Annotated in this window: 14 protein-coding genes; 5 read left to right on the top strand and 9 right to left on the bottom strand. The window is 71.7% G+C overall.

Annotated features, from left to right (window positions below):
- The first annotated feature begins 128 nt into the window (after positions 1–128).
- Positions 129–788, top strand: coding sequence for a hypothetical protein (locus tag ABT294_RS20465; RefSeq protein ID WP_350807606.1), 660 nt, complete (start codon positions 129–131; stop codon positions 786–788).
- Here ABT294_RS20465 and ABT294_RS20460 read toward each other — a convergent pair.
- From ABT294_RS20460 to ABT294_RS20435, 6 genes are read right to left on the bottom strand one after another with little or no spacing between them, the layout of a single operon-like run.
- Positions 733–1,629 (bottom strand): sulfotransferase, encoded by an 897-nt coding sequence (locus ABT294_RS20460; RefSeq protein WP_350807604.1) that lies wholly within the window; start codon positions 1,627–1,629, stop codon positions 733–735. The genes ABT294_RS20465 and ABT294_RS20460 overlap by 56 nt on opposite strands.
- Positions 1,626–2,963, bottom strand: a complete 1,338-nt coding sequence (locus ABT294_RS20455) for a lipopolysaccharide biosynthesis protein (RefSeq protein ID WP_350807603.1) — start codon at positions 2,961–2,963, stop codon at positions 1,626–1,628. The genes ABT294_RS20460 and ABT294_RS20455 overlap by 4 nt, the downstream gene beginning before the upstream one ends.
- Positions 2,964–3,016: 53 nt before the next feature.
- Positions 3,017–3,871: a sulfotransferase family protein gene (locus ABT294_RS20450; RefSeq protein WP_350807602.1), complete on the bottom strand. Its 855-nt coding sequence runs from the start codon at positions 3,869–3,871 to the stop codon at positions 3,017–3,019.
- On the bottom strand, positions 3,868–4,815 hold the full coding sequence (locus ABT294_RS20445) for a hypothetical protein (protein ID WP_350807601.1): 948 nt from the start codon (positions 4,813–4,815) through the stop codon (positions 3,868–3,870). The genes ABT294_RS20450 and ABT294_RS20445 overlap by 4 nt, the downstream gene beginning before the upstream one ends.
- On the bottom strand, positions 4,812–6,128 hold the full coding sequence (locus tag ABT294_RS20440; protein ID WP_350807600.1) for a hypothetical protein: 1,317 nt from the start codon (positions 6,126–6,128) through the stop codon (positions 4,812–4,814). The genes ABT294_RS20445 and ABT294_RS20440 overlap by 4 nt, the downstream gene beginning before the upstream one ends.
- On the bottom strand, positions 6,125–7,441 hold the full coding sequence (locus ABT294_RS20435; RefSeq protein WP_350807599.1) for a Wzz/FepE/Etk N-terminal domain-containing protein: 1,317 nt from the start codon (positions 7,439–7,441) through the stop codon (positions 6,125–6,127). Before ABT294_RS20435 ends, ABT294_RS20440 begins: the two co-directional genes overlap by 4 nt.
- A gap of 321 nt (positions 7,442–7,762) precedes the next feature.
- On the opposite strand from ABT294_RS20435, the gene ABT294_RS20430 reads away from it, so the two are divergent.
- Positions 7,763–8,818 (top strand): glycoside hydrolase family 26 protein, encoded by a 1,056-nt coding sequence (locus ABT294_RS20430; protein WP_350807598.1) that lies wholly within the window; start codon positions 7,763–7,765, stop codon positions 8,816–8,818.
- On the opposite strand, the gene ABT294_RS20425 is transcribed toward ABT294_RS20430, so the two are convergent.
- From ABT294_RS20425 to ABT294_RS20415, 3 genes are all read right to left on the bottom strand, one after another.
- Positions 8,763–9,686: a sulfite exporter TauE/SafE family protein gene (locus tag ABT294_RS20425; RefSeq protein ID WP_350807597.1), complete on the bottom strand. Its 924-nt coding sequence runs from the start codon at positions 9,684–9,686 to the stop codon at positions 8,763–8,765. The genes ABT294_RS20430 and ABT294_RS20425 overlap by 56 nt on opposite strands.
- Positions 9,683–10,897: an adenylyl-sulfate kinase gene (gene cysC / locus ABT294_RS20420; RefSeq protein ID WP_350807596.1), complete on the bottom strand. Its 1,215-nt coding sequence runs from the start codon at positions 10,895–10,897 to the stop codon at positions 9,683–9,685. The genes ABT294_RS20425 and cysC overlap by 4 nt, the downstream gene beginning before the upstream one ends.
- A gap of 68 nt (positions 10,898–10,965) precedes the next feature.
- On the bottom strand, positions 10,966–11,682 hold the full coding sequence (locus ABT294_RS20415; protein ID WP_350807595.1) for a class I SAM-dependent methyltransferase: 717 nt from the start codon (positions 11,680–11,682) through the stop codon (positions 10,966–10,968).
- A gap of 62 nt (positions 11,683–11,744) precedes the next feature.
- On the opposite strand from ABT294_RS20415, the gene ABT294_RS20410 reads away from it, so the two are divergent.
- From ABT294_RS20410 to ABT294_RS20400, 3 genes are all read left to right on the top strand, one after another.
- Complete coding sequence (locus ABT294_RS20410) at positions 11,745–12,113, top strand: cupin domain-containing protein (RefSeq protein WP_350807594.1); 369 nt, start codon at positions 11,745–11,747, stop codon at positions 12,111–12,113.
- 136 nt (positions 12,114–12,249) lie between these two features.
- On the top strand, positions 12,250–15,738 hold the full coding sequence (mfd, locus tag ABT294_RS20405) for a transcription-repair coupling factor (RefSeq protein ID WP_350807593.1): 3,489 nt from the start codon (positions 12,250–12,252) through the stop codon (positions 15,736–15,738).
- 27 nt (positions 15,739–15,765) lie between these two features.
- Positions 15,766–16,368 (top strand): SurA N-terminal domain-containing protein, encoded by a 603-nt coding sequence (locus ABT294_RS20400; RefSeq protein ID WP_350807592.1) that lies wholly within the window; start codon positions 15,766–15,768, stop codon positions 16,366–16,368.
- Position 16,369: the final 1 nt, after the last annotated feature.

Here is a 16,369-nt window from a genome sequence, read left to right as displayed (position 1 = left end):
AGGGTGCCGCAGTGACATCCTCCCCACGGTCGCCCGTGAGGGTTCCCGACGGACCGCCGAGGAGGTCTCCTCTTGAGACCTGACACCACAGGCGGGTCGCCGCTCCGCCCCGCACGCGGGGAGTTCCGGTGACCACGCTCACGCGGGCCGGCTTCGTCAGCCTGCTGGCCGCCGCCTACTGCGTCCTGCTGCTGGCCCTCGCCCTCGCCGCCGTGCTGGACCGGACGGGCGACGGGATCTTCGAGGAGCTGCTGACGATCCTCGCCTTCCCGGCGGGCCTGGTGACCAAGGCGCTGTCCATCGACGTCCGGTCGTTCGGCGAGGCCCTGGTGGCGCTGACCCTCTGCGGCCTGCTGCAGGCCGGACTGCTGTGGTGGTACGGACGAGGCAGGCCCCGCACCCCCGGAAGCCACGCCTGGGCCTCGGACGAGACCATCGCCGAGCTCATGGACCGCTACCCGCGCGGCCGGATGGCGTTCTGGCTGACCACCGGCTACGGGCTGTTCGCCCTGGGAGCCATCGCCGCCGGGGTGGTGGACATGGCCGGCGACGTGACGGACAGCCTCAGCCCGGTGTTCATCTACGCGCTGCTCCCGCTGTCGGTGCCGGCGCTGATCCTGGCCAACTACTTCCTGTATGTCTACGCGTTCGTGATCGCGGCGATCGTCCAGACGAAGCTGCTCTGGTTCCTGCTGCGCGGACGGGGCGTGCCGGTGGACCTGCCGGCCCACCTCAGGCCGTGGAATCGGCCGTCAACCGGCGGACGCGAGCGACCTCCGCGGGCGTGAGGCCGCGCGAGGCCGCCTCCAGGGCCCGCCGCGAGTCCATCGGCCGGAAGGCCGTGCGCGACCAGCCGGACCAGGCGAAAGCGTGCCCCTTGTCGCCGGAGGCGGTGCAGGCATGGGTGATCCGCTGCTCGGCGCGGGACGTCCACGGCAACCCCGCGTAGTCGTACAGCCGGCGGAAGCCGGGCACGGGGCCGGCGGCCAGCTCCTCGTAGGACGTGACCAGGATGCCGGGGGTGCGGGAGAGGATCCGCGAGGTCGCCTGCCACAGCGCCGCCGCCTTGGCGACGCGGTCCTGGGAGCCGACCAGGGCGCGCAGCTCCAGCAGCTCCGGGTGGTCGCGGACGAGCAAGGGCTGTTCGAGCAGCTCGTGGAAGTACACCGTCCAGCCGAGCCGTTGCCAGCTGGCCACGAACGACACCGGGTCGCGGACCAGGGCGATCACCTTGCAGCCCAGCCGGGTCGCGAACCAGCCCGCCGACAGCACCGCGAAGGGGTCGTCGAGCAGCGCCCGCTGTCGCGTCAGCCGTCCCAGGGTGAACGCGGTGCCGTACCTGAGCATGCGGGCGAGGTCGTACGGCGAGCGGTTGGCGCGCAGTTCGGGCAGGAAGCGGTAGCGCAGGGCGGCGGTGTCGCGGAAGGCGGGCAGCCAGTCGGCGGAGTTGTCCTCGCAGATGTACTGGAACCGGTGCGTCACGTCGGCACGTAGGACTCCGGGGCAGCGTCCGGGCGGGTGTTGCGGGTTGAGGGGCTCGTTGACGTAGACCAGGCCGCCGCCCGCCGCCAGCATCTTGCCCGTCCAGCTCGTGCCGCTCCTGGGCAGGCCCGTCACCAGGATCGTCACGCCGCCGCCCGGGTCCGCAGGCGGAGTGCGGGCAGGCTGTGACGTCCGAAGGGGAGCAGGCCGTAGCGCTGGTGGAGCTGCCAGAGCGGCAGCAGGTTCTTCACGAGCACGCCGCCGGACCAGCCGAGGACGGCTCCGAGCGCGCCCTGCGCGGGGATCAGCACCGCGTCCAGCGTGACCGTGACGATGATCGCGGCGATCAGGTTCAGCAGGCTGAGCGTGGTGTGCCCGGCGGCGGTGAGCACGACGTCCACCATGCCGCAGGCCGTGGCCACCATCATCGTGGCGGCCAGCACCAGCGCCACCGGCACGGCCGAGCCGTACGCCGGGCCGAAGACCCCCAGCAGCCAGGGCGCCAGCGCGGCGTAGCCGAGCCAGACCGGCCAGGTCAGCAGCACCAGCCAGATCGTGGTGGCCTGGTACAGCTGGCAGGCCAGCGTCAGCTCGCCGTTGGCCAGCGCCCTGACCAGGCGCGGCTGCGCGGCCTGTGCCAGCCCCTGGTTGGCGAGCTGCCCGACGACCTTGAACCGGGTCGCGGCGGTGTAGACGGCCGCGGGGACGGGCCCGCCGAGCAGGGCGACGATCACCACGTCCAGCCGCTGGAACACGGCCTGGATCGCGCCCGCCGCCGAGCGGGGGGCGGTGTAGCGCCACAGGTCGCGTCCGGTTCCCGTCAGGTACGGGGTGCGCGGCAGCCGCGCGCGCAGGCAGGCCACGGCCAGGGCGAGCACCGGAAGGTACGGCAGCGCCCAGCCGAGCGGCAGCCAGCGCGGCGACGCGGCGAGGGCGGCGGCGGCCACCAGCACGAGCTGGGCGACCGGCAGCAGCACGCCGTCGAGGAGCACGGTGGGACGCATCGAGCCGAAGCCCCGCGTGGCGGCGAGCAGGATGTCGGCCGCGACCATCACGGGGAGCACCAGGGCGAGCGGGCCGAGCCGTGGGTGGAGCGCCGCGGCGGCGCCGACGGCGAGGGTCACGCTCGGCACCAGTGCCGCCCGGATATATCCGGAAATGCCGCGATAGCCGTAGGTTCTGGCGCGGGCGATGAAGTAGATGAGGCCGTTGCCCGCGTCCAGTCTGGCGACGCCGGCGGCCATCAGGGCGAGGGCGGTCGCTGTGAAGAAGACGCCCGCCTGCTCGGCGGTGAAGCCCCGGGTCACCACTACGACCAGGAGGAACTGCGCCACAGCGCTGGCGGCGGCGCCCGTGATCCCCGCGATCCCGCCCCTGGCGACCTGTCCCAGCCCGCTGGACGTCAGCGCCGTCGCGATCCGGCGAGGGCCGGGACCCGGCGCCGCCACGAGTCGGCGGAGGCCCGCACCGGGCGGCCTCACGACTCGGTGGAGGCGCGCACCGAGTGCCGCCACGAGTCGGTGGAGGCCGGGAGTCAGCGTCGCCATGACGGTTCGCCGTCCAGCCACGGAATGAGCTGCGTGTCGTACACCTCGAAGTGGTCGCGCAGCGCCTGCCTGACCGAGTCCGGCAGCGGCCTCGGCAGCGACCGTCCGTTGTGCCGCTCGAACGCCGGGTAGCCCAGTCGCGGCACGCCGAGGAAGTCCAGCACCCGGTCGTAGGTCCGCTCCGGCTCGGCGAAGAAGCGGTGGCTGTCGATCACCAGGATCCGGTCGCGGCCGAACAGCGGCTCCAGCCGGTCGAGCTGCGCGGCGTAGCGGCCGCGCGCCAGGTAGGCGTGGTGGCGGTGCGACTGGTGCGTCGAGTACGGACGCGCCCGCAGGCCCTCCTCGGCCCCCGCCAACCGCCGCGCCTCCAGCTCGACCGCGTACTCGAAGTTGGACTCGGTCTCGAACCCCCTGGCCAGCTCGTGCGCGTGGGCCGAGCAGGCCCGCTCGACGGGGTCGCGCACCAGGACGATCAGCTTCACCCCCGGCAGGTCGGCGGCGATGCGCTCCCCGGCCAGCGGATGGAACAGGTAGTACGGCGACGACTCGAACGCCAGCGGGCGCGCGCCGTACCGGCCCCCGAGCAGCGCGGCCTGCATCCGGAGCGGGAAGTGGCCCTGGTACCACGGCAGCCCGCGCGAGTAGCCGACGTCGAAGTAGTGCACGCCCTTGTGCAGGACCGGCTTGAGCAGCAGCGGATGCTGGGTCAGCGCCCGGTAGAGCGAGGTGGTGCCGCACCGCTGCGCCCCCACGATCAGGAACGACGGGAGAAGCCGGACACTGGACGTGAACCTCCCGGCGGTGCGCGACACGGACAGCACCGGCTGCTTCATGACCTTCATGCGAGCAACTCCTGATGATCGACGAGCGGGTTGAGCCAGGTATCGGGCGGGCCGAGCGGCTCCCAACCGTCGGCGGCGTGCCTGTCGGCCAGCGCGATGAGGTAGCGCAGCGTGGTCAGCCTCGCCTGCGCCGCCGACAGCCCGAGGGGCGCGAGCACCGGCACGGCCTGCGCCAGGCAGGACCGGGCGGCCGTCGGCGGGTCCATCCGGCGCAGCGCCCGCTGGAAGAAGTGGTGGACGGCGTCGAACCCGTACGGGACGCCCACCTGGTAGCGCTCCCAATCCCACACGAGCAACCGCCCGTCGCCGGAGGGCGCGATGTTCCAGGACGACAGGTCGCCATGCCAGGCCGCGCCCGCCGTGTCGCCCACCGCGTCGCCCGCCGTCCCGCGAGCAGTGCCATCAGCCGGGCCGCCCGTTGCGGCGATCTCCTTGACGGCCCTGGTGAGCAGTTCGGCGGAGACCCGCCCGCGCCGGACCGGCAGCGGCGACAGGGCCAGCACCGACAGCTCCCGCCAGACCCCGTGATGGAGCACGACAGGCGGGACGACGGTCTCCAGCGGAACGTCGGCCAGCCTGCCCAGCGTGGCGGCCTCGTTGGCGACCAGCGCGCGGGCCTGCTCGGTGTCGCCGACCTTCACGAACGCCAGCAACTCAGCACCGGAGTACGCCTCCAGGACCGGCTTGCGGTTGGCCCGCCGCGCCGGCCGCACCCGCACCACGCACTCGACGGGGACGCCGAACACCTCGCTCAGGTACGCGTCGATCGACCCCTCGACAGGCAGCGTCACCACCGGCGAGGGATGCCACCAGCGCCGCGGCGCCAGGCGGCGCGGCACGACCGGATGCGGCAGCACGCTGTACGCCCGCGGCGACCCCGGGCCCGGGTAGAGCAGGCGTACGGTGTCGCGCAGGTAGCGCAGCCGGATCCGGGCGTCGCTCATGCGCTGTTCCTCAGGCTGTTCCTCCACAGGAGGGCGAAGGAGATGAGGTAGAGGCTGAGCGGCGTCACCAGGCCGTCGTAGACGAACATGTAGAGCAGCACGAGCCCCATCACCAGCACCCCGGCGAGCCCGATCGGGCTGCGGTCGGCCCAGTGGCGGCGGATCGCGCCGGCGAAGAACGCGACGTACAGCGCCGCTCCCACGAACCCCTGGGTGATGAGCAGCAGCCAGAGCTGACCGTCGCTGCCGAGCGGCGGATGGGCGCAGCCCGGGCACCACTCGCTCCTGCCGGTGGTGATCGTGCTCTGGTTGCCCAGCGCGTTGCGGGTGTTGCCGTAGCCGATGACGGGCGAGTGGGCGGCGGCGGCGATCGTGGCCGACACCGTGAAGGCCCTGATGTCGTTGGAGTGCGGGTTGTCGAGCCGCTGCCCGACCAGCGAGGCCAGCGGACTGAGCGCGAACACCAGCGCCCCCGCCGCCGCGGCCACCACCAGTGCCACCCTGGCCCGCCCGCCCAGCCGGACGACCAGGTAGAGCGCGCCCAGCCCGAGGCCGATCCACAGACCCCTGTTGAGGGAGTACACGATCGGCACGGCGGCCGCGGCGAGCAGCAGGACCGAGGCGCCCTTGCGCCGCCGCCCTCCGTACACCCACCAGCCGACCACGAACCAGATCAGCAGCACCGACACGTTGCTGCCCCAGGCGTTGGCCCATTCGAACGGCGCCTCGGGCCTGGGCGAGGCGTAGCCGAGCACCTTCTGTGTCTGCGCGGCGGTCGGGTGGATCAGGTTCTCGACGAACGGGTTCCCGCTGATCCACTCCGGCAGAACCCGTTCCAGCGGGGACGTGAACTCGAACCCGGGGAAGAAGACGCCGAGCAGCCCGCCCGCGACGGTGGTGACGAACAGCACGCCGAGCATCCGCACGAGCCGCAGCTGCGGCAGCTCCCGCTCGGTCAGGTTGCCCAGGTAGAGGACCATGATCAGGAGGGCGACGTAGAGGGCGAGGCGCATGCCGTACCCGATGACGCGGCCCGTGCTCAGCTCCCCGTACGTGCCGGGCGGTGTCTCCGCCAGCGTCAGCGCGCTCAGCAGGTATCCGGCGAGCAGGAGCAGCCACAGCCCGAATCCGCGCGGCACCCTGATCGGCCGGCGCCGCCACAGGATGGCCGCCATGGGCACGGCCAGCACGATCACTGCGAGGCCGCCGAAGCCCAGCGCCCACCACACCGGGTAGCCGATGAGCAGCGCGCCGATCGGCCACGTGGCGCCTCTCCCTGCGACGGCGCCGATCGGCCACGCGGCGCCTCTCACTGCGGCGCGCCCGGCGGCCGTGTGAGCGCTTGCATCGGCGTGGTCTCAGGCGGCAGGCCGCGGTCGGGCTCGGGGCCCGCGACGAGCTTGCCGAGCGAGGCGTGCGGGCGCGGCTCCGGCGCCGGGACGGCCGTGGAGACGGCGGGCGGCGTCGTGGTGACCGCGCCGATGATCGGCATGTTGTGCCTGGCCAGATGGCGGACGGCGGCGGCCACGTGCTCCGCGCGGGCCCGGCCGAGGCCGATGACCAGCAGCGCCGCGTCGGCTCTGGCCAGGTCGGCAACCTCGCACCCGGTCATGACCGACAGCGGCGTGGTGGCGGCGAGCGCCGCGGCCACGGGCGTGGCGCCCAGCTCGACGGGGACCGGCCTGACCAGCAGCCGCGTGCCAGGGCAGGCGGCGACCACGGTGGAGGCCATGTCGTGCAGCACAGCGCGGTCGTTCGGGTCGGACAGGTCGGCGATGACGGCCATCCCGGTGAGCCGTTCGACGTCGGCGGGCGTGCGCAGCCGGGTGTCGAGCCGGTCGCGGACGTGCGCCGCCGCCGCGCCGAGCAGCAGGCCCGCCATGAGCCCGGTGCCGAGGTACAGCGGCAGGCTGGGCGAGCTGGGCTCCGTGGGCGGGGCGGCCGGGCTGATGACCGAGCCGGGCGTGATCGCGACCGTCTTCAACGCGTCGTAGCGCAGCGTGAGGCTGTACGCCTGCCGGTTGAGGACGCTCTGCTTGTGTGTGGCCAGTTGGTGCTCGGTGCTGCCCTTGCGCAGGGTGGTGAGCTCGGTGAGCACCTTGGCGAGGCCGGTGTTGACCTGCTTGAGCTTGGCCAGCGTGGCCTTCTGCTGCGCGGCCAGCGCCGCCTGCGCGGTCTCGGTGCGGTTGGCGAGGTACGCCTCGGCGTACGCCCGTGACTGGGCCGCCGCGCGGGCGGGGTCGTCGGCGGTGACCGAGAGCCACAGGACGGCCGAGTTGGGCGGCACCGAGACGGTGACGGGTTCGACAGCGGACGCCCGCGCCAGGGCAGCGGCCTTGGCGGCCACCACGGAGGAGCGCGCGACCTGCGCCTCGGTGTCGAGGTTGAGGCTCTCACGCTGGCGGTTGGTCACCTGGTTGCTCTGCTCCTGCACGCCGACGGGCGAGACCAGGACCTGGCTGGTCGCCGTGTAGGAGGGCGGGGTGAGCCGCGCGAGCGCCAGCGCCGCCGTGCCGCCGGCCAGGGTGAACCCGAGGAGGAGCAGCCAGCGCCTGCGTAGCAGTGAGAGGTGCTCTCCCAGGTCGGAGCCGGAGCGGCGGGCCGGAGAGTCCGGCGGCAGGCTCATGGAGCGATCTCCCTGGAGTGTGTGCGCCACGTCGCCGTATGGCGACACAGCGTCACGTCGAGGTGTCCGCCCACTATAGGGGCGTCGGACATTTCCTCGGTCGATTACTGAAGATTTTCTCCGGCGTGGTCGCAATTTCGCCCCATTCAAACGCCATTTATACGGACATTTCTGGGTGGCCTTGTCGCTGCGACAGCCTGCGCGAACGTCCGCTCCGGCTGACGTTCATGCAACGACATGGCAAGGTTCAGCTGTGAAAAGGCGGGGGTTCAGCGACAAGGGGGTCGGACGGTTTTGTGGCGACGGCGAATTCTTCCGAAAATGGCGGTGGTCGGCACCGCCCTGCTGATGCTGGCCGGTTGCTCGGGGGCGCAGGGCGCTCCCAGGCGGACGGAGACGTCCAGCCAGGCCGAGAACGGCAGGGCGGGCGTCAGCGGCTCGGCCGCCTGTGCGGTCACCGACAAGCTCATCCCGTCCTGCGGCGCCTGGTGGGGTATCGCGCCCGAGGTCTTCACCGGCGCCCCCGCGAGCCAGGCGGTGCGCGGCGCCGAGGCCCGCATGGACGGCACGGCCGACGTCCTGCACGTCTACCACCGGGGCAGTGAGCTCTTTCCCACCCAGCAGGAGATCGGCCTGGCGCGCGACCCCGGCAGGCCGAGGCTGCTGCTGATCAACTGGAAGCCGTCGTTCGATCACACCTGGGCGCAGATCGCCGCCGGCGCGATCGACCACAGGATCGACCGCCTGGCCGCCCACATCAGGCAGACCTTCCCCGAGCGGTTCTTCCTGACCATCCACCACGAGCCGGAGAACGACGTCGACGCGGGTCCCGGGTCGGGCATGCAGGCCGCCGACTACGCGGCCATGTACCGGCACGTCGTGCTGCGGCTGCGGGAGCAGGGGGTGCGGAACGCGGTCACGGTGATGACCTACATGGGGGCCCCGAACTGGGCGTCCGAGCCGTGGTTCGAGCAGCTCTACCCGGGCGACGACGTGGTCGACTGGGTGGCGATGGACCCGTACGCCGACTCCTGGGTGCGCGACTTCGACGGGCTGGTCAACAAGACCCGCAAGGAGTTCGGCCGCTGGCCGGGGTTCTACCGGTGGATGCAGTGGCGCTTTCCCGGCAAGCCGGTCATGGTCGCGGAGTGGGGTGTGTTCGAGCGACCGGGCGACCCCTCGTTCAAGCGCAGGTTCTTCGAGTCGGTGCGCGCGCAGATCAAGCAGTATCCGCAGATCAAGGCGCTGGTGTACTTCGACTCGCCGCACGCTCCCCGCGGCAACACCAGCTTCGACTCAGATCAGGGGGCCGACCGGGCGTTCAGTGAGCTCGCGCGAGATCCGTACTTCCACGCGACGCGCGTGCCGCGGCCCTGACCCGCCACCGCCAGCCCGCCACCGTGACCAGGACGGCCGCCGCGAGCGCCGACAGGGTGGCCGCGTTGCCGACGCCGAGCAGCTTGAGCGCCGAGGCGAGCAGGACGATCGCGAGCATCGCCCTGATCAGGCCGCCCGGTGCCCTGGACGAGATCCGGGCGCCGAGGTAGACGCCGGGGACCGAGCCGATGAGCAGCGAGACGGTGAGGTCGAGCTGGAAGTCGCCGAACAGCAGGTGGCCGAGCGCGGCCGAGGTGACCAGCGGCACGGCCTGCACCAGGTCGGTGCCGACGAGCTCGTTCGCCTTGATCGCCGGGTAGAGGGCGAGCAGCGCCACCACGATCAACGACCCGGATCCCACCGAGGAGACCCCGACCACCAGTCCGCCTACCGTACCGACCAGTACGGTCGGAATAGGTCGCACGACAAGACGGCCCGAGCCCGCCGCGGAGCCCTCCGTGGACGACGTGGACGACGTGGAGGACGTGGAGGCCCGGCGTCCGGCGAGCCAGGACTTGGCGGCCAGGCCCGCGACGGCCAGCAGCAGCGCCACGCCCAGCGCGTACTTGACGCCGTCGCCGACGGCGAAGGCGCGGGCCAGGAAGACGCCGCAGAACGCGGCGGGCACCGAGCCCAAGCAGAGCCAGCCGACCAGACGCAGGTCGACCGTCCCGCGGCGCAGGTGGACCACGCTGCCGACCGGCTTCATCACGGCCGACGCGACCAGGTCGCTGGAGACGGCGGCCAACGGCGGGACGTTGAAGAACAGCATCATCATCGGCGTCATCAGCGCGCCGCCGCCCATGCCGGTGAGCCCGACGACGATGGCGACCAGGAACGACCCGATGATCAGGGGGAGGTCGATCACCGGACCCACCCTCCGCTCCGGAGCGCGCCGAGCACCTGCCCGACCGCCGCTTCGACGGAGACGTCCGTGGTGTCGATGGTGAGGTCCGCGTCGTCGGGTTCCTCGTACGGGTCGGAGACGCCGGTGAACTCGGGGATCAGGCCGGCGCGGGCCTTGGCGTACAGGCCCTTGCGGTCGCGCCGCTCGCACTCCTCCAGCGGCGTGGCGATGTGGACGAGCAGGAAGTCGGCGCCGACCGACTCGACCAGCTCCCGGACCTCCTCGCGGGTCGCGGCGTACGGGGCGATGGGGGCGCAGATGGCCAGCCCGCCGTGGCGCGCGGCCTCGGCCGCGACGAAGCCGATGCGGCGGATGTTGAGGTCGCGGTCGGCCCTGGAGAACGTCAGCCCCTTGGACAGCAGGCTGCGCACCACGTCGCCGTCGAGGTAGGTGACGGTGCGGCTGCCGAGTTCGAGCAGCGCGTCGCGCAGCCCTCTGGCGATGGTCGACTTGCCGGAGCCGGACAGCCCGGTGAAGAACACCACGAGGCCGCGCCGGTGCGGCGGGCCGGGCAGCGTGATCGGCTCGGGCCCCGCCAGGTGCTCCGTGGCGCCGTAGGCGGTGGCGACGTGCTCACGCAGCTCCAGGTCGATCTCGGGCTCGTCGCGCGGCGCGAGCGGGACGGAGACGACGAGCGTGCTCTCGGGCAGCTGATCCTTGGCGCGCAGCGCGGCCCTGACCACGCCGGGCCCCGCCTCGCCGTAGGCCAGGGGGAGCAGCACGATGACCGCGTCCAGCTCCTTGGCGGTGGCGATGACCTCGGTGAGGTCGTCGAGCGGGCCGCGCATGGTGACGGCCAGCGCCGGACGCCCGCCCAGCTCGGCGCGGACCTCGGCCGGGGTGCGCCTGAGCCTGGCGAACGGGCCGTGCTCGGGGGCGCCGAGCCCCCTGACGGGGCCGGAGGTCAGGCCGTCGGGCTCCCGTTCGGACACGGTGAGCACGGCGAGCGGGACGCCTTCGGGGTCGAGCAGGCTGACCTCGTCACCGGCCGACACCTCCTCGGGCAGGTGGAGCGTGACCGGCGCGGGCCACGGGGTGCCGTCGGCGAGCGTGCCTCGTTCGTGCACCGCGTGCAGGTCGTCGTGGCCGAGGAATCCCGTCAGCGGCCGGAACGCCCCGGAGAGCAGCAGCTCGAGGTCGGCCAGCTCGCGCGGGTCGGGGGTCCACTCCACGTTCCGCCATCCCAACTATTCCGATTGAATTGGTAGGAAAGGAGTCTACCGGCCATATCGGTGTGTCGCTAGATGAGCCGGGCGAAGTGGTTCTGCGGCTTCCTGATGACCATGGTGATCTCGTCGTGCGCGGCGGTGAACCGGCCCCGGGTCAGCCTGGAGACGAGGGAAAGGGTAGCGGCGCCGATCCGGCCCATGGAGGGGCCGCTGGTGGTGGTCTCGTCGTCGGTGATCAGCAGGCCGCGGGTGAGGCAGAAGGCGTACATGCCGTCGCGGGAGGTCACCGGCTCGTAGACGGCCGGAAGCGGCTCCGCCGTACGGCCCGCAGCCGGACGGCGCCAGGCCAGCCGCTTCGCCCAGGCGGGGACGGCGCGGTCGAGCAGCCCGTAGGCGGACCGGCGGTCGCGCATGCGCAGCAGGACCAGCCCGCCGGGGCGCAGCGCCCGGAGCAGCCTGTCGAGGACGAGTTCGGCGTGGTGGATGCGTTCCAGCAGGAAGGAGAGCTGGATCACGTCGTACGCCCTGGGGGGCAGCGCCACCGAGCGCAGGTCGCCCAGCGACCAGGTGGCGAGGTCGGCCCGCTCCTCGATCGCGTACCTGATCGCGGGCAGGTCCTCGTCGACGCCGGTGCACCTGGTGTCGATCCGGTCCAGCGCCAGCGGCTCGCCGTGCGCGCACCCCGCGACCAGCACGTCGAGCCGCCGGTGGAGCTGGCCGGCCCACTGCTCGCGGATCCGTTGACCAAAGAGATCGCCCCTCGGGGCGACCGACCGAACATCAGACATGCCACCTACAGTAATCAACTCATAGCTCTTAGTAAGGTATTTCCCTGCTAGCGTCCTGGCCCGTGGATGAAGCCGTGTACGTGGGCAACGCCGATCTGGACGCGCCGGGCGAGCAGGGCTGGCTCCTGGGTCACTTCAAACCCCCGGGCGACCCACGACACAGCGAGGACGTCGAGATCAAGTGGGGCGTCCACCCGCCGGGCGACGAGCGCGCCGAATGGGTGCGCGGCGAGACGCGAACCGCCCTTCTCATCCTCATCAGCGGCAGGTTCAGGGTCGAGCTTCCCGGCCGGAGCGTGCTGCTGGCCGAGCGGGGCGACTACGTGGTCTGGGGCAAGGGCGTGGATCACTCCTGGTACGCGGAGGAGGAGTCGGTCGTCCTCACGGTCCGCTGGCCGTCCGTCCCGGGGTACAAGGCGTCCGGCCAGTGACTGCCCGCTCAGCCCCGAGCAGGGAAAAGGCGGTGCGGTGGGGAGGGGGCGGGTGGGTAGTCTTGACGGAAGAACCCCCGCGACCGAGTCCGACGGGGGTGGTCGTGTTGCCGTCGTGGGGCTGAGGGCGTGTCTGATGAGTCTTTCCGGGCTGCTTGAACTGGTCGCCGCCGACCCGAAGCTGGCCGCCGCTCTCGAAGAGGGCGGCGACGTCGCGCTGGTCGCGCCGTCGGCGCTGCGCCCGTTCGGCGTGGCCGCGCTGGCCGGGCACGACCAGCGGACCGTGCTGGCCGTCACCGCCACCGGGCGCGAGGCGGAAGATCTCGCCGCCGCGCTGACCAGCCTGATCGAGCCCAGCTCGGTGGCCGTCTTCCCGGCCTGGGAGACGCTGCCGCACGAGCGGCTCTCGCCGCGCAGCGACACCGTGGGTCAGCGGCTGGCCGTGCTCAGGCGGCTGGCGCACCCGGTCAAGGACGACTCTGCCGCCGGGCCGCTCAACGTGATCGTGGCGCCGGTCAGGGCGCTGCTCCAGCCGATCGTGAAGGGCCTCGGCGACCTGGAGCCGACCAGGCTGCGCGCGGGCGACGACGCCGACCTGGAAGAGGTCGTGGAGCGGCTGGTCGAGAACGGCTACCACCGGGTCGACATGGTGGAGCGGCGCGGCGAGGTCGCGGTGCGCGGCGGGCTGCTCGACGTGTTCCCGCCGACCGAGGAGCACCCGCTGCGGCTGGAGTTCTGGGGCGACACGGTCGAGGAGATCCGCTGGTTCAAGGTGGCCGACCAGCGCTCGCTGGAGGCGGCGCAGGACGGCCTGTTCGCGCCGCCCTGCCGTGAGCTGCTGCTGACCGGCGAGGTGCGGGCCAGGGCGCGCGAGCTGGCCGAGCGGCACCCGGCGCTGGCCGAGGTGCTCGACCAGCTCGCGGAGGGCACGCCGGTCGAGGGCATGGAGGCGTTCGCGCCCGCGCTGGCGGGGGAGATGGACCTGCTGCTCGACCACCTGCCCGCCAGGGCGGCGGTGTTCGTGTGCGACCCCGAGCGGATCAGGGGCCGGGCCGAGGAACTGGTCCGCACGTCTCAGGAGTTCCTGGAGGCGTCCTGGATCAACGCGGCGGCCGGCGGTGAGGCGCCGATCGACCTCGACGCGGCGGCGTTCCGCTCGCTGGAGGACGTCCGCCAGCACGCCGACGTGCTGGGCCAGCCGTGGTGGACGATCGCGCCGTTCGGCGGCGGCATCGAGCTCGACGCCCAGGACTCCGAGGCGTACCGGGGCGACACCGCCAGGGCGCTGGCCGACATCAAGGGCTGGCTCTCCGAGGACAAGGCGGTCGTGCTGCTGAGCGAGGGGCACGGCCCGGCCGAGCGGATGGTCGAGGTGCTCAAGGGCGTGGACGTTCCCGCCCGCCTGCAGGAGTACCTGGACAAGGCGCCCGACCCCAAGGTCGTCCACATCACGACCGGGCTGCTCGAGCACGGGTTCATCACGCCGAACCTGGCCGTGCTCACCCATCTGGACCTCGTCGGGCAGAAGGCGTCCACCAAGGACATGCGCCGGCTGCCGTCGCGGCGGCGCAACATGGTCGACCCGCTGCAGCTCAAGGTCGGCGACCACGTGGTGCACGAGCAGCACGGCGTCGGCCGTTACATCGAGATGGTGCAGCGCACCGTCCAGGGCGCGACACGCGAGTACCTGGTCATCGAGTACGCCAAGGGCGACCGGCTCTACGTCCCGACCGACCAGCTCGACGAGGTGACCCGCTACGTCGGCGGTGAGGCGCCCACGCTCAACAGGATGGGCGGCGCCGACTGGGCGAAGGCCAAGTCCCGGGCGAAGAAGGCGGTCAAGGAGATCGCGGGCGAGCTGATCCGCCTCTACTCCGCCCGCATGGCCTCCCCTGGCCACGCCTTCGCGGCCGACTCGCCGTGGCAGCGCGAGATGGAGGACGCCTTCCCCTACGCCGAGACCGGCGACCAGCTCGAGGCCATCGACGAGGTCAAGCGCGACATGGAGCGCGGCGTCCCGATGGACAGGCTGATCTGCGGCGACGTCGGTTACGGCAAGACCGAGATCGCGGTGCGCGCCGCGTTCAAGGCGGTGCAGGACGGCAAGCAGGTCGCCGTGCTCGTGCCGACGACGCTGCTGGTGCAGCAGCACATGTCCACGTTCACGGAGCGGTTCTCCAGCTTCCCCGTCTCGCTCAAGCCGATCTCCCGCTTCCAGACCGACGGCGAGGTCAAGGGCACCCTCGAAGGGCTCCGCTCGGGCGCGGTCGACGTCGTGATCGGCACCCACCGGCTGCTCAGCCCCGAGGTCAGGTTCAAGGACCTGGGCCTGATCATCATCGACGAGGAGCAGCGGTTCGGCGTCGAGCACAAGGAGGCCATGAAGCACCTGCGCACCCAGGTGGACGTGCTGGCCATGTCCGCCACGCCGATCCCGCGCACGCTGGAGATGGGGCTGACCGGCATCCGCGAGATGTCCACCATCCTCACCCCGCCGGAGGAGCGCCACCCGATCCTCACCTTCGTCGGCCCGTACGAGGAGAAGCAGATCGCGGCGGCGATCAGGCGCGAGCTGATGCGCGACGGTCAGATCTTCTTCGTGCACAACCGGGTGGCCTCGATCAACCGGGTGGCCGCGCGGCTGCGCGAGCTGGTCCCCGAGGCGCGTGTCGCGGTGGCGCACGGGCAGATGAACGAGCACCAGCTCGAGAAGATCATGGTGGGCTTCTGGGAGCGGGAGTACGACCTGCTGGTCTCGACCACGATCGTGGAGTCCGGCCTGGACGTCCCCAACGCCAACACGCTGATCGTCGACCGCGCGGACAACTACGGCCTGTCGCAGCTCCACCAGCTCAGAGGCCGTGTCGGGCGAGGCAGGGAGCGCGGTTACGCCTACTTCCTGTACCCGCCGGAGAAGCCGCTGACCGAGACCGCGCACGAGCGGCTGGCCACGATCTCCCAGCACACCGAGATGGGCGCGGGCATGTACGTGGCGATGAAGGACCTGGAGATCCGCGGCGCGGGCAACGTGCTCGGGGCCGAGCAGTCGGGCTTCATCGCGGGCGTCGGCTTCGACCTGTACGTCCGGCTGATGGCCGAGGCCGTCCAGGAGCAGAAGGCCAAGCTGTCGGGCGTCGAGGTGCAGGAGGAGCAGCAGGACGTCAAGGTCGAGCTGCCGATCAACGCGCACATCCCGCACGACTACGTCACGTCCGAGCGGCTGCGGCTGGAGGCGTACAAGCGGATCGCGGCGATCGCCACGCAGATCCACATCGACGAGGTCCGCGCCGAGCTGACCGACCGGTACGGCAAGCCGCCCGTCGAGGTGGAGAACCTGCTGGAGGTCGCCCGCTTCCGGATCAAGGCCCGTCAGGCGGGGCTCACCGACGTCACCCTGCAGGGGCAGAACATCAAGTTCGGCCCGGCCAGGCTGAAGGAGTCGCAGCAGGTGCGCCTCGACCGGCTGTACAAGAAGGCGATTTACAAGCACGCCGCCGAGACCCTGCTGGTTCCGGCGCCGAAGACCAAGCCGCTCGGCGGGCAGCCGCTGCGCGACCTCGACCTGCTCAAATGGTGCGGTGACCTGGTCGAGGCGATGTTCCTGGAGCCCGCACGGGTAAGCTAGCGGCGGTTTTGTCGGAAAGGGACTCACGTGAAGTCGATTCGAGTGGCCGTGGCCGCTGCCGCGGTCGGTGCGAGCTTCGTCGCGCTGACCGCCTGCTCCTCCCCCATGCAGGCCGGTGCCGCGGCCGTGGTCGGGAACGAACGTATCTCTACGGGCGATCTGAACAGGAACGTCCAGGAGTACGAGGCCGCCCTGAAGCAGGCCAAGATCGAGCCGTCGCAGCTCGGCGTGCCGATCAACCAGTTCGTGCTCTTCCGGATGGCGAACGAGGCCGCGTACAAGCAGATCGCGGCCAAGCACAACGTCCAGGTGAGCGAGTCGGAGATCGACGCCGCGCTGAAGGACCCGGGCCAGCAGCAGTCGCCCGAGATGAACCTGCTGTCCAAGGGGGTCGCTCCCACCGACGCCCGCGGCTACCTGCGGGCCACGCTGGGCGTGATCAAGCTGCGCAGCCAGCTGGGCGGCCCTGAAGACCAGAACGCCCAGGCCAAGTTCACCCAGGAGCTCGGCTCGATCACCCCGGTCTACAACCCCCGCTACGGCGAGTTCAGCCAGCAGGGCTTCGTCGACCCGGGCAGGTTCGGCAAGCCGGTTCAGCCGCCCCAGCAGCAGGCTCAGCAGCAGGGGTAGC

Source organism: Nonomuraea sp. NPDC000554, from assembly GCF_040300065.1.
Classification (GTDB): Bacteria; Actinomycetota; Actinomycetes; order Streptosporangiales; family Streptosporangiaceae; genus Nonomuraea.
The sequence above is the reverse complement of the archived record's forward strand: the minus strand, read 5'-3'. Positions and strand labels throughout refer to the sequence as shown.